We start from the raw sequence: 13,474 nt of genomic DNA, 5'->3' as shown, positions 1-13,474 counted from the left end.
TCGTGGCGCGTGCAGCGGGCTCGTGGCGCGTGCAGCGGGCTCGGTGCGCGTTCGGCGGGCGCGGGGAGCGGCTCAGCGGTCGGCGCTGAGCCGTCGTACCAGACCCTCGAACGCGTCTTCCTCCGCCGGGGTCAGTTCGACGGACTCACGCGGGGGGCCGGTCTGCCGCTGGTGCGCAAGCGTGGGCCGGGTGTGGGCGGCCCGCCACAGGGCCGCCTCGCCGCGGCCGTGGCGCAGCATGAGGGCCAGGCCGAACCCCCAGGCGACGGTCACCAGGACGAGGAAGGTCATCCCCAGCAGCTGGTAGACGGAGACGTGCTCAGGCATGCGCTCCAGTAGACACCACGGTCCGGGACCTGAGTCCCGGACCGTGACGTATCTCGCAGGCCGGCCTCCATGCCTACGCGCGGCTCTCGCCGATGCCTACGCGCGGCCCTCGCAGATGCCTACGCGGCGACCGGCTGCTTCCGATCGGCCGTCGCCGCGGCCGTCTCCGTCGCCTCGGGGGCCGGGCCGCCCGGTGCCGGCTTGCGCATGCTCTTCAGGACGACGACCAGCGCCGTCGTGACGCCCACGCCCGCCGCGATGGCGATCAGGTAGAGGAAGGGGTTGCCGATCAGCGGGACGACGAAAATGCCGCCGTGCGGGGCGCGCAGAGTGGCGTCGAAGGCCATCGACAGGGCGCCGGTGACCGCGCCGCCCACCATCGAGGACGGGATGACGCGCAGCGGGTCGGCCGCGGCGAACGGGATCGCGCCCTCGGAGATGAAGGAGGCGCCCAGGACCCAGGCGGCCTTGCCGTTCTCGCGCTCGGTCTGGGTGAACAGCTTGCCGCGGATCGTCGTGGCCAGGGCCATGGCGAGCGGCGGGACCATGCCGGCCGCCATCACCGCGGCCATGATCTTCATCGCGGAGTCGCTGGGGTTCGCGACCGCGATACCGGCGGTGGCGAAGGTGTACGCGACCTTGTTGACCGGGCCGCCGAGGTCGAAGCACATCATCAGGCCGAGCAGGGCGCCGAGCAGGATGGCGTTGCTGCCGGACAGACCGTTCAGCCAGTCGGTCATGCCCTTCTGCGCCTCGGCGATGGGTTTGCCGATCACGACGAACATCAGGAAGCCGACGATCGCCGAGGAGATCAGCGGGATCACCACCACCGGCATGATGCCGCGCAGCGCCGCCGGGATGTTGACCTTCTGGATCGCCATCACCACGCCACCGGCGATCAGACCGGCCGCGAGGCCGCCGAGGAAGCCCGCGTTGATGTTGAACGCGATCATGCCGCCGACGAACCCGGGGACGATACCGGGCCGGTCCGCCATGCCGTAGGCGATGTAGCCCGCCAGGACCGGGACCAGGAACCCGAAGGCCACGCCGCCGATCTGGAAGAGCAGGGCCGCCCAGCTGTCGGTCTGGGTCCACACGAAGTGCTCCATCACCGACGGCGCCTTGTCGACCTTCCAGCCGCCGATCGCGAAGCCCAGGGCGATGAGCAGACCGCCCGCGGCGACGAAGGGGACCATGTAGCTGACGCCGGACATCAGCCACTTGCGCAGCTTGGTGCCGTAGCCCTCGCCGGAGTCGCCGGAGCGTTCGACGGGCGTCGCGCCCGGGGAACCGGCGGTGACCTCGCCGCGTGCCGCCTTGCCCTGGACCTCGGTGATCAGCTCGGCGGGCCGGTTGATGCCGGCCTTGACGCCGACGTCGACGGTGGGCTTGCCGGCGAAGCGGTCCTTGTCGCGTACGGGCACGTCGTGGGCGAAGATCACGCCGTCGGCGGCCGCGATGACAGCCGGGTCGAGCCGGGTGAAACCGGCCGAGCCCTGCGTCTCGACGACGAGTTCGACGCCCGCCTCACGGCCCGCGTTCTCCAGGGACTCGGCCGCCATGTAGGTGTGGGCGATGCCGGTGGGGCAGGAGGTGACGGCGACGATACGGAAGGGGCGCTCCTCGCGCTCCTCGCGCGCTTCGGAAGCCCCGCCCTCGTCGGTACCCGCTGCGGCGTCGGCGGAGGCCGCCGCCGACGCCGCAGCGGAGTCTTCGGAACCGGCCGTCTTCTCGACCGTCGGCGCCTCGTCCCCGCGGATCAGCGCCGCCGCGGCCGCCGCGTCCCCCGCCGACCGCAGCGCGTCGGTGAACTCGGCGTTCATCAGCTGCCGGGCCAGCGAGGACAGGATCGTCAGGTGGGCGTCGTCGGCGCCGGCGGGCGCGGCGATCAGGAAGATCAGGTCGGCGGGGCCGTCCGCGGCACCGAAGTCGATCCCGGCGGCGCTGCGCCCGAAGGCGAGCGTCGGCTCGGTGACGTGCTCGCTGCGGCAGTGCGGGATGCCGATGCCGCCGTCGAGGCCGGTCGGCATCTGTGCCTCGCGGGCGGCCACGTCGGCGAGGAAGCCCTCCAGGTCGGTCACCCGGCCCAGGGTGACCATGCGCTCGGCGAGGGCACGCGCCGCAGCTTCCTTGGTGTCGGCGGACAGGTCGAGATCGACCAGGTCCGCGGTGATCATGTCGCTCATCGCGGGCTCCTTCGCACGCGTATCGCCCGTGGAGAGGTGTGGGCGGAAAGGGGGACGGGGATGCGGTGGGGGGTTGTGGGGGTGGGGGCGGGGCAGGGGAGGCCCCGCCCCCACTGGGCGGCAGGGCGGCTCAGGTGCCCCTGCCGTCCGTCGGCCGCGGCGAGTAAGGGGGAGCCTCGCCGCTTCCGGGCCGGTCCACTCAGCTCGGTCGGGGCCGACCCGCACGGCACGTTCGGCATGTTCGGGGCCGGTCCACACAGTACGTGCGGCATGTTCAGGGCCGGTCCACACAGTACGTACGACGTCATGACACCGGCTCCTTCAGTACGCGGTCCGCCGGTACCTCGGCCGTGACGGTCACCGCCGCCGGGTCCAGGTCGCCCGGCGTCGGCATCTCGCTGCCTGGCAGTTGTACGGCCGCCGCGCCGTGCGCGACCGCGGAGGCCAGTGCCTCCGGGCCGCTGCCGCCGGCGATCAGGAAGCCGGCGAGCGAGGAGTCGCCGGCGCCCACATTGCTGCGTACGACGTCCACGCGCGCGCTGCCGAACCAGGCGCCCGCGTCGTCCACGAGCAGCTGCCCGTCGGCGCCCAGGCTCGCGAGGACGGCGCGCGCGCCCATCTCGCGCAACTCCTCGGCCGCCTTCACGGCGTCGCCCACGGTGAACAGGGGGCGTCCGACGGCCTCCGCGAGTTCCTCGGCATTGGGTTTCACCACGTCGGGCCGCTCGCGCAGGGCCGCGAGGAGCGCGGGTCCGGAGGTGTCGAGCGCGATGCGCGCGCCGGCGGCGTGCGCCCGCGCGACCAGTTCGGCGTACCACGACGGTGTGAGCCCGCGGGGCAGGCTTCCGCAGCACGCGATCCAGGCGGCGTCGCGCGACTGTACGCGCATCGTCTCCAGGAGGAGTTCCTGCTCGGCGGCGGACAGCTCGGGCCCCGGCGCGTTGATCTTCGTCAGGACCCCGTCCGACTCCGCGAGGGCGATGTTGGAGCGGGTGGCTCCGGCGACCGGCACCGGCGCGACCTCGATTCCCTGCGCGTCGAGCAGATCGGCGACGAGTGCGCCCGGCGCACCACCCAGGGGCAGGACCGCGACCGTGCGCTGTCCGGCGGCCGAGACGGCGCGCGAGACGTTCACGCCCTTGCCGCCGGGGTCCATGCGCTCGCCGGTGGCGCGGATGACCTCTCCGCGCTCCAGCGAGGGGACCTCGTACGTGCGGTCCAGGGAGGGGTTGGGGGTGACGGTGAGGATCATGCGCGCACTACTTCCGTGCCGCCGCGCTCGATCGCGGTGGCGTCTTCGGGGCTCAGCCGGCTGTCGGTGATCAGCAGGTCCACGTCGCTCAGGTCGCCGAAGCGGGCGAAGTGCTCCTGGCCGTGCTTGGAGGAGTCGGCGAGCAGCACCACGCGGCGGGCGGCGGCCAGTGCCGCGCGCTTCACGGCGGCCTCGGCGAGGTCGGGTGTGGTCAGGCCGTGCTCGGCGGAGAAGCCGTTGGCCGCCACGAACAGCACATCGGCTCGGATCTCGCCGTATGCCCGCAGCGCCCAGGCGTCCACGGCGGCGCGCGTACGGTGCCGTACGCGCCCCCCGACGAGGTGGAGCTGGATGCCGGGGTGGTCGGCGAGGCGGGCGGCGATCGGCAGGCTGTGCGTGACGACGGTGAGCGAGGCCTCCAGGGGGATGGCGGCGGCCAGGCGGGCGACCGTCGTCCCGGCGTCGAGGACCATCGTGCCCTCGGTCGGCAGTTCCGCGAGGGCCGCCTTGGCGATGTGGTCCTTCTCGTCGGCCGCCGTCGTCTCGCGCTCGGCGAGGTCCGGCTCGAAGTCGAGGCGGCCGGCCGGGATGGCGCCGCCGTGCACCCGGCGGACGAGGCCGGCGCGGTCGAGGGCCTTCAGGTCCCGGCGGATCGTCTCCGCCGTGACCTGGAACTCCTCGGCCAGCGACACCACGTCCACCCGCCCGCCGTCACGGGCGAGCCGGAGGATCTCCTGCTGCCGCTCCGGTGCGTACATGTCCGTTCGCCTCCGACCTGTGCCCGAACTTGTTGTTTCGGTGGGAGGCTACGCCCGGATTTCCGGAAAGTAAACAGGGTCGGACGTGATTCGGGCATGAACGGACTTACGTGTGGGTCCGGGCGTAACGCGAAGGGCCCGGCACGGAGGTGCCGGGCCCTTCCGCCGTACAGCTCACGACACGAACTCGGGCTCCTTCTCCGCCTCCGCCCCGAGCTCCGGATCGGCCCCTGCCCCACGCAGCGCCGGCCGCTTCGGCAGGGCGAACATCAGCAGGAAGATGGCCGTCATGAGCGCCGCGACCCAGCCCAGGGCGTACTGGAAGGCGTCGGTGAAGGCCGGGCCCACCTGGCTGGGGCGCAGGTTGTCGTCGATGACGCCGAAGAAGACCACCGAGACCAGACCGAGGCCGAGCGCGTTGCCCATCTGCAGCACCGTGTTGAGGAGGCCCGAGGCCGAGCCCGAGTGTTCGCGCGGCACCTCGGAGAGGATGGCGTCCGTCAGCGGGGCGACGATCAGGCCCATGCCGAGGCCCATCACGGCCAGCGGCAGCGCCATCTGCCAAGGGGCGATGCCGAGGCCGTACCGCTCGGCCTCCCAGAGGTAGAGCAGGATGCCGACCGCCATCACCAGCGCGCCCGCCTGGAGCACCTTGCGGCCGAAGCGCGGGACGAGCTGTTGCACCGACAGCCCGGCCGCCAGCGACACGGCGATCGAGAAGGGCACGCCGGTCAGCCCGGCCCGCAGCGGCCGCCAGCCCAGGCCGACCTGCAGGTACAGGGTCCACACCAGGAAGAAGATGCCCAGCACGACACCGAAGGCCGTCTGTACGGCGATACCGGCCGCGAAGCTCTTCACCTTGAACAGGGACAGTTCGATCAGCGGGGAGCCGTCGCGTGCCGCCTTGCGCCGCTCGTACGCCACCAGCGCGGCGAACACGACGAGCGAGCCGGCCATCGAGACGTACCCCCACAGCGGCCAGTCCAGCTCGCGGCCGCGCGTGAGCGGGTAGAGCAGCATCAGCAGGGCGACGACGACCAGGGCGACCCCGACGAGGTCCAGCTTCAGTGCCTTCGGCGCCTTGGACTCGGTGATGAAGCGGCTGCCCAGGATCAGTCCCAGGATGCCGACCGGCAGGTTGATCAGAAAGATGGGCCGCCACTCCAGGCCGAACAGGTTCCACTCGGTCAGCAGCGCGCCGAGCAGCGGACCGGAGACGGCCCCCAGCCCCACGACCGCGCCGAAGAGGCCGAACACCTTGCCCCGCTCGTGGGCCGGGAAGGTGGCGTGCACGATCGACAGGACCTGCGGCACCATCAGCGCCGCCATGGCGCCCTGCAGGATGCGCGAGGCGACCAGCATCTCCGGGTTCGCGGCGAAGCCGCACAGTGCGGAGGCGACGGTGAAGCCGCCGATGCCGATCAGGAACAGCCGCTTGCGGCCGTGGATGTCGCCGAGACGTCCGCCGGTGATCAGGCCGGCGGCGAAGGCTAGCGCGTAGCCGGCGGTGATCCACTGGATCTGGCTGTCGGAGGCGCCCGCGTTCAGCTGGAGCGACGGGATGGCGATATTGACGATCGTGACGTCGACCAGGTCCATGAAGGCCGCGGTCATCACGATGGCGAGGGCGAACCAGCGGCGGCGGTCGCCTGCGGTGGGCTGCTGAGGCTCACTGGAGGTGGGCTCGGTGGAGGTCATGTTCCCCAAGCTATGGGCTCACTAGGTCAGATCCTGGCCTATTACTGCGGCATCCTCGGATTCATGACGACGGACACTCCGGCACGGCTCCTCCAGCTCCTCTCCCTCCTCCAGACGCCCCGCGAATGGCCCGGCGGCGAGCTCTCCGAGCGACTCGGGGTCTCGCGCCGTACGGTCCGGCGGGACATAGACCGGCTGCGTGAGCTGGGCTATCCCGTACAGGCGACGAAGGGGGCGGAGGGCGGGTACCGGCTGGTCGCGGGCAAGGCGATGCCGCCGCTCGTGCTCGACGACGAGGAGGCGGTGGCGATCGCGGTCGGGCTGCGGGCCGGGGCCGGGCACGCGCTTGAGGGCGTGGACGAGGCGTCGGTGCGGGCGCTGGCCAAGCTGGAACAGGTGCTGCCGTCCCGGCTGCGACACCGCGTGGCCACGCTGCAGGCCGCGACGACACCGCTGACCAGCGGAGACGGGGCGAGTATCGCGCCCGAGACGCTGACCGTGATGGCCTCGACGGTGGCCGGGCGGGAGCGGTTGCGGTTCGCCTACCGGGCCAGGGACGGGGCCGAGTCGCGGCGCGTGGTCGAGCCGTATCGGCTCGTGTCGACCGGGCGGCGGTGGTATCTCGTCGCGTACGACCTCGATCGGGGCGACTGGCGCACGTTCCGGGTCGACCGGGTGAACGAGCCGTTCGCGACCGGGGCGCGGTTCGCTCCGCGGGAGTTGCCGACGGGGAGCGCGGCCGAGTATCTGCGGCAGTCGATGCGCGGGAAGCAGGAGACGTACGGGTTCACAGTGACGTTCGATGCGGCTGCGGAGGCGGTCGCGGCTCGGGTGCCGGCGTGGATGGGGGTGCCGGAAGCGGTCGACGGCGGGGGGTGTGTGCTGCGCGGAGTCGTCGGGGACTCCGTGGAGTGGCTCGCGGTCCGCTTGGCGATGCTCGGGTTCGACTTCACGGTGCGGGAGCCCGAGGAACTGGCGCGAAGCGTACGGGAGTTGGGTGGGCGGTTGGCCCGGGCGGGGGCTGGGTGACATGCGGCGCCCCGTGCGTCGGCCGATCGGCGACGCTGTGACGATGTGACAGAATCACCCCTTCGGCGGGCCACCCCGGGGTTCAGGTTCGGGGTGTCCCGCCTTTCTGCGTGCTGTCCCGCCCTTCTGCGTGCCCGCACGACAGGGCCTGGGCAGAGGCGAGCCGGACCCCGGCACCCGGGGGGAAGGGCGCCGAAGTCCGGCTCGGGGAGAGTCCCGGCGCCGGGGGGAGTGCGTCGGGACTTGGCTCAGTGGTCAGGGGGCTGGGATCAAGGTCTGGGATCAGGGTCCGGGATCGGAGATCCGGGATGCTCTCCCGGCCCGAACTCCCGGCCCCTGAAGTCTTGTTCCCTGGCCCCGTCGGTTGAAGCGGCGTGTCATCGCCATGTTTGCGCTGTCTTTCGCCACCCGGCGTACGCCGCCCACTAAGGGGAGGCGTCACGCCGCCGCGTCGAAGCCGGTCTGGCGGGCCAGCTTCTTCAGCTCCAGCAGCGCGTGCTTCTCGATCTGGCGGATGCGCTCGCGCGTCAGGCCGTGCTCCTTGCCGACCTCGGTCAGCGTGCGCTCCCGGCCGTCCTCGATGCCGTACCGCATCTTGATGATGGAGGCCGTGCGCTGGTCGAGGCGGCCGATCAGGTCGTCCAGCTCCTCGCTGCGCAGGAGGGTCAGGACGGACTGCTCCGGCGAGACAGCGGAGGTGTCCTCGAGCAGGTCGCCGAACTGGGTCTCGCCCTCGTCGTCCACCGACATGTTCAGGGAGACCGGGTCGCGGGCCCAGTCCAGGACGTCCACCACGCGCTCCGGGTTCGAGCCGAGCTCCGCGGCGATCTCCGCGGGCTCCGGGTCCCGGCCGTGCTCACGGTTGAACTCGCGCTGCACGCGTCGGATCCGGCCCAGCTCCTCCACCAGGTGGACGGGCAGGCGGATCGTGCGCGACTGGTCCGCTATCGAGCGGGTGATCGCCTGGCGGATCCACCAGGTCGCGTACGTCGAGAACTTGAAGCCCTTGCGGTAGTCGAACTTCTCGACCGCGCGCACCAGACCGGCGTTGCCCTCCTGGATCAGGTCGAGGAGCGGAAGGCCACTACGGGGGTAGCGGCGGGCGACCGCGACGACCAGGCGGAGGTTGGAGCGGATGAAGATGTCCTTGGCCCGCTCGCCTTCGGCGACCAGGGCCTCGAGCTCCTCGCGGGTGGCGTCCGCCTTGGGCTCCTCGTATCCGTCGAGGATCTGTCGTGCGAACACACCCGCCTCGATGATCTGGGACAGCTCGACCTCCTTGGCGGCGTCGAGCAGTGGTGTGCGCGCGATCTCGTCGAGGTACATGCCGACCAGGTCACGATCGGCGATCTCTCCGGCGTGGGCGCGAACACTGCGTGCCGCGTCGACCGTCTCGCCGGTGGTGGCGGACTGACGACGGGCGACGGCACGGGTTGCCATGCGTGCTCCCTTGCGATGGTGAGGTCAGCGGGTGGTCCTTAAGACGCTTGGCACTCTCCTCGGGTGCCCGGCATCTGATGGAAACAACGACTGGAATCAGGACAGAATTCCCAACCCACCCCACTATTTTTCTGATCATGCAGTACCCTGTGCCGCCACACGAGGAGGCGTGATGTCGTCGGAGCGTACAGAGGTGCAGGTCAGGCCGGGAGTCGAGAGTGACCTCGAAGCCCTCACCGACCTCTACAACCACTACGTACGTGAGACGCCCATCACATTCGATACCGCCGTCTTCACTCCGGAAGAGCGCCGCCCGTGGCTGCTCTCCCACCCTGAAGACGGCCCGTACCGCCTGATGGTTGCCATGGACACGGACTCTCAGCGGATTCTTGGCTACGTCACATCCAGCCCTTACCGCGCGAAGCCCGCGTACGTGACCTCGGTGGAGACCACGGTCTACGTCGCCCCGCACGCCGGCCGCCGCGGCATCGGCACGCTCCTCTACAAGGCGCTCTTCGAGGCCCTGGCCGACGAGGATCTGCACCGCGCCTACGCGGGCATCGCGCAGCCGAACGAGGCGTCCACGCGGCTGCACGAGCGCTTCGGCTTCCGGTACGTGGGGACATACCGGGAGGTCGGCCGGAAGTTCGGCCGCTACTGGGACGTGGCCTGGTACGAGAAGGAGCTCTAGCGCCAACAGACCCCAGCGGCCGATCGAGCCCGTCAGCCGAACTGCACCGACCGCTTGGCCATCCCGAACCAGAACCCGTCGATCACCGACTTCTGTTCCCCCAGCTCGCCGGCAACGTCCGCCGCGCCCAGCGTCACGAACAGGGGCGCGAAGTGCTCGGTGCGCGGGTGGGCGAGCCGGCCCGCCGGGGACTTGCGGAGGAAGTCGAGCAGCGCGTCCACGTCGGCGGACTCCAGCGCGCGCCGGCCCCAGTCGTCGAACTCGGCCGACCAGCCCGGCACCCCTCCCTCGTGCCGCAGGGCGGCCAGGTTGTGGGTGAAGAAGCCGGAGCCGACGATCAGCACGCCCTCGTCGCGCAGCGGCGCCAGCTTGCGGCCGATCTCCATGAGGCGCACCGGGTCGAGGGTCGGCATGGAGATCTGCAGGACCGGAATGTCGGCTTCGGGGAACATCTCGACCAGCGGGACGTAGGCTCCGTGGTCGAGGCCACGGTCCGGGACGTTCTGCACCGGCGTGCCCGGAGTGCGCAGCAACTTCCGTACGGACTCGGCGAGTTCGGGGGCGCCAGGGGCCGCGTACGTGACCTTGTAGTAGTGCTCGGGGAAGCCCCAGAAGTCGTAGACGAGAGGGACCGTCTCGATGGCACCGATGGCGAGCGGGGCCTCCTCCCAGTGGGCGGAGACCATGAGGATCGCCTTGGGGCGTGGCAGGCCGGCCGACCAGGCGGCGAGTTCGCCGGGCCAGATCGGGTCGTCCGCCAGCGGTGGGGCGCCGTGGCTGAGGTAGAGCGCCGGCATGCGCTCCTGGGCGACTGCTGACATGGCGGCGGCTCCTTCCGGCCAAAACTCGCTTGAAGCCTCAAGCTACTGGCGCGTAGATCTAAGCTACTGACGCGTAGACAAAAGGCTGCTGACGCGTGTAAACCTTACGGCACATTGGTTTAAGATTCAAGGAGTGCTCTCGTACAGTGGAGTACATGAAGGCATCCACATCCGCACCCGCAGAGAAAATCCGTGAGGAGCCCCGCTGGCTCACCGCCGAGGAACAGCGCATCTGGCGCTCGTACATCCATGCCTCCCTCCTGCTGGAGGACCACATGGACCGCCAGCTCCAACGGGACGCGGGCATGCCGCACATCTACTACGGCCTCCTCGTCAAGCTGGCCGACTCCCCGCTGCGGCGGCTGCGCATGACCGAGCTGGCCATGCACGCGAAGATCACCCGCTCCCGCCTCTCGCACGCCGTCGCCCGCCTGGAGAAGAACGGCTGGGTACGGCGCGAGGACTGCCCCTCCGACAAGCGGGGCCAGTTCGCGGTGCTGACGGACGCGGGCTTCGAAGTGCTGAAGCGGGCCGCGCCGGGCCATGTGGCGGCCGTACGGAACGCGGTGTTCGACCGGCTCACCCCCGAACAGCAGAAGTCCCTCGGCGAGATCATGGAGATCATCGCCGAGGGACTCCAGCCGAACGAAGCAGGTGCGGACCTGCCCTGGCTCCGCTGAGCCGCTCGGTCAGCAGAGCCGGGGCAGGTCCTGGGGTCGTACGTACGGAGCGTCCCCATCCCCGTACGTACGGATGGCCCGAAGGGGGTACGTCCGGACGGTCGTCGTCAAGCCCGGTGAGGCTCAGTGGGCGACGACCGGCACCGCCAGTTCATCCTCGGCCGACTCGCCGGAGCCCGCCACCGGGCTGGTGTCCGGACGGCCGGCGTTGATGAAGGTCAGGGCGATGGCCGCGGCCACGACCAGGATGCCGACGGCGAACCAGATCGCGCTGGTGTAGCCCTGCACCTGGCCCTCCAGCTGGACCAGCTGCTGCTGGGACCGGCTGGTGGCGGAGCCGATGTTGTCCGCGATGTACGACGTGGTGGCCGACGCGGCGATCGTGTTCAGCAGCGCCGTGCCGATCGCGCCGCCCACCTGCTGTGAGGTGTTGACCATCGCCGAGGCGACACCGGAGTCCCGCGGCTCGACGCCCTGCGTGGCCAGGGACATGGCCGGCATGAACGCCGTACCCATGCCGAGGCCGAGCAGCAGCATCCCCGGCAGCAGCAGGGCCGCGTACGAGGAATCGATCTCCATCTGGGTCAGCAGCAGCATGCCGAGAGCGGCGACCAGGAAGCCGGGGCCCATCAGCAGGCGCGGCGCGACCCGGGTCATCAGGCGGGTGCCGATCTGGGTGGAGCCCGTGATCATGCCGACGATCATCGGCATGAAGGCGAAGCCGGTCTTGACCGGCGAGTAGCCCTTCACGATCTGCAGGTAGTAGGTCAGGAAGAGGAACAGGCCGAACATCGCGATGATAGCGAGGCCCAGGGAGAGGTAGACGCCGCCGCGGTTGCGCTCGGTGATCACGCGCAGCGGCAGCAGCGGGGCCTTGACCCTCGCCTCGACGAGCACGAAGGCGATCAGCAGCACGGCCGAGGCGACGAACATGCCGATGGTCAGGGAGTCGCTCCAGCCGTCGGACTCGGCGCGGGTGAAGCCGTACACCAGCGCGACCAGACCGAGGGTGGACAGCAGGACGCCGGGGATGTCGAGCGGGTTGCGGTTGCGGCCGCCCTCCGGCTCACGGATGACGAGGTAGGCGCCGGCCGCGGCCACGATGGCGAACGGGATGTTCACGAAGAACGTCCAGCGCCAGTCCAGGTACTCGGTGAGGAAGCCGCCGAGGATCAGACCGACGGCGCCGCCGCCACCGGCGATCGCGCCGTAGATGCCGAACGCCTTGGCGCGCTCCTTGGCGTCCGTGAACATCACGGCGAGCAGGGAGAGCGCGGCCGGGGCGAGCAGGGCACCGAAGACGCCCTGCAGGGCACGGGAGCCGAACATCATCGCCTCGTTGGTGGCCGCGCCGCCCAGCGCGGAGGCGGCGGCGAAGCCGCCGAGGCCGAGGACGAAGGTGCGCTTACGGCCCCACAGGTCGGCGATCCGGCCGCCGAAGAGGAGGAGACCGCCGAAGGCCAGGGCGTAGGCCGTGACGACCCACTGCCGGTTGCCGTCGGATATCCCCAGGTCCTGCTGGGCGGACGGGAGGGCGATGTTCACGATGGTCGCGTCGAGCACGACCATCAGCTGGGCCAGCGCGATGAAGACGAGCGCTTTCCAGCGGTTGGCGTCGGGGGCCTTGCCCGCGACGCCAGGAGCCTTTGCGGCTGTTTCAGACATGGAGATACCCACTTCGGGACTTCGTGACGGAAAAAGCGTGTGTGAAGGGGACGGCTCGTCGTCGGTGACGGCCGAGAAGCTGATGTGGTGACTTTGGTGGAGCGCTGAACTAATCGGTCAGGGCTGATCTGTCAGGACTGGTCTGTCAGGGCTGGTCTGTCAGAGCTGATGGTCAGGCCTGGCGCAGCTCCTTCATGGTCGTGGCCGTGCCCGGCAGGGTGGAGCGGGCCGGGGCCCGCAGTCCGTCGATGAACAGTTGCAGGTGTCGGTGCAGGAAGCGGTCGGCGCTGAGGCAGGCGGTGCCCGCCGGGGGCCGGCTGAGCTGGGCCACGGCGACCATCAGGTCGCCGACGCCCACGTCGGGGCGGAGCTGTCCGGCCGCCCGGGCGCGCTCCATGATCTTCTCGACGGTCTGCTCAAGGCGTTCGCGTGCGTCCTCCAGGTCCGGGTGGTTCTTGTCGAACGTGCTCTGGACCATCGGGCACATCGCGGTGACCCGCTCGTCGGCTGACGCGTGCACGAACCGCTCCAGCGCCTCGAAGGCGTCCCCGGTCTCCATGAGCGCCGTCTCGGCCGCGCGGGCCGTACGGTCCATGACCGAGCAGACGACCTCGCGCACCAGCGCGTCACGGTCGGGGAAGTTGCGGTACACCGTGGCGTTGCCGACGCCGGCCCGGCGGGCGATCTCGTCGAGCGGCACGTCCGGGCCCAGCTCGACGAACATCTCCCGGGCGGCGGTGACGATCCGCTCCCGGTTGCGCAGGGCGTCGGCGCGCGGCCGGGACACCTTGGGCTGCACGGGCTTCGGAGACGTCACGGTCTGCACGGTGTACCTCCTCGAAGCGACGAAGCGATGTGGATTCGATCCGATGTCCGAGTTCGATCCGGGGAAGCAGTCCCCGTTTCGCTCGGACACATGGCTAAACG

General features: G+C 70.6%; 12 protein-coding genes. 3 read left to right on the top strand and 9 right to left on the bottom strand.

The window, feature by feature from the left end:
* Nucleotides 1-72: 72 nt before the first annotated feature.
* From CLM62_RS18295 to CLM62_RS18275, 5 genes are all read right to left on the bottom strand, one after another.
* Complete coding sequence (locus CLM62_RS18295) at nt 73-327, bottom strand: hypothetical protein (RefSeq protein WP_095750948.1); 255 nt, start codon at nt 325-327, stop codon at nt 73-75.
* A gap of 119 nt (nt 328-446) precedes the next feature.
* Complete coding sequence (locus CLM62_RS18290; protein WP_095750947.1) at nt 447-2,513, bottom strand: fructose-specific PTS transporter subunit EIIC; 2,067 nt, start codon at nt 2,511-2,513, stop codon at nt 447-449.
* 304 nt (nt 2,514-2,817) lie between these two features.
* A complete protein-coding gene (pfkB, locus tag CLM62_RS18285) occupies nt 2,818-3,765 on the bottom strand; it encodes a 1-phosphofructokinase (protein WP_095750946.1) in 948 nt (315 codons plus the stop codon).
* Nucleotides 3,762-4,523, bottom strand: coding sequence for a DeoR/GlpR family DNA-binding transcription regulator (locus tag CLM62_RS18280; RefSeq protein WP_095750945.1), 762 nt, complete (start codon nt 4,521-4,523; stop codon nt 3,762-3,764). The genes pfkB and CLM62_RS18280 overlap by 4 nt, the downstream gene beginning before the upstream one ends.
* Nucleotides 4,524-4,697: 174 nt before the next feature.
* Complete coding sequence (locus CLM62_RS18275) at nt 4,698-6,221, bottom strand: MFS transporter (protein WP_095750944.1); 1,524 nt, start codon at nt 6,219-6,221, stop codon at nt 4,698-4,700.
* A gap of 63 nt (nt 6,222-6,284) precedes the next feature.
* Here CLM62_RS18275 and CLM62_RS18270 point away from each other — a divergent pair, with 63 nt between their 5' ends.
* Nucleotides 6,285-7,250, top strand: coding sequence for a YafY family protein (locus CLM62_RS18270; RefSeq protein WP_095750996.1), 966 nt, complete (start codon nt 6,285-6,287; stop codon nt 7,248-7,250).
* Between the two features lie 438 nt (nt 7,251-7,688).
* On the opposite strand, the gene CLM62_RS18265 is transcribed toward CLM62_RS18270, so the two are convergent.
* Nucleotides 7,689-8,690 carry an RNA polymerase sigma factor RpoD/SigA gene (locus CLM62_RS18265; protein ID WP_095750943.1) on the bottom strand — a complete coding sequence of 334 codons (1,002 nt, stop codon included), beginning with the start codon at nt 8,688-8,690 and terminating at the stop codon, nt 7,689-7,691.
* Between the two features lie 172 nt (nt 8,691-8,862).
* Here CLM62_RS18265 and CLM62_RS18260 point away from each other — a divergent pair, with 172 nt between their 5' ends.
* On the top strand, nt 8,863-9,381 hold the full coding sequence (locus tag CLM62_RS18260; RefSeq protein WP_095750942.1) for a GNAT family N-acetyltransferase: 519 nt from the start codon (nt 8,863-8,865) through the stop codon (nt 9,379-9,381).
* Between the two features lie 32 nt (nt 9,382-9,413).
* Here CLM62_RS18260 and CLM62_RS18255 read toward each other — a convergent pair whose 3' ends face one another.
* On the bottom strand, nt 9,414-10,202 hold the full coding sequence (locus CLM62_RS18255; protein WP_095750941.1) for a dioxygenase: 789 nt from the start codon (nt 10,200-10,202) through the stop codon (nt 9,414-9,416).
* 155 nt (nt 10,203-10,357) lie between these two features.
* Between CLM62_RS18255 and CLM62_RS18250 the strand changes: the two genes are divergently transcribed.
* On the top strand, nt 10,358-10,882 hold the full coding sequence (locus CLM62_RS18250; protein ID WP_179382136.1) for a MarR family transcriptional regulator: 525 nt from the start codon (nt 10,358-10,360) through the stop codon (nt 10,880-10,882).
* A 123-nt stretch (nt 10,883-11,005) separates the two neighbouring features.
* On the opposite strand, the gene CLM62_RS18245 is transcribed toward CLM62_RS18250, so the two are convergent.
* Together CLM62_RS18245 and CLM62_RS18240 are read right to left on the bottom strand one after the other, a co-directional pair.
* Nucleotides 11,006-12,547 (bottom strand): MFS transporter, encoded by a 1,542-nt coding sequence (locus CLM62_RS18245; protein ID WP_095750994.1) that lies wholly within the window; start codon nt 12,545-12,547, stop codon nt 11,006-11,008.
* 172 nt (nt 12,548-12,719) lie between these two features.
* A complete protein-coding gene (locus CLM62_RS18240; protein WP_373559157.1) occupies nt 12,720-13,373 on the bottom strand; it encodes a TetR/AcrR family transcriptional regulator in 654 nt (217 codons plus the stop codon).
* Nucleotides 13,374-13,474 lie beyond the last annotated feature (101 nt).

Source organism: Streptomyces sp. SA15, assembly GCF_002291145.1.
In the GTDB taxonomy this organism is placed as follows: Bacteria; Actinomycetota; Actinomycetes; order Streptomycetales; family Streptomycetaceae; genus Streptomyces.
The sequence above is the reverse complement of the archived record's forward strand: the minus strand, read 5'-3'. Positions and strand labels throughout refer to the sequence as shown.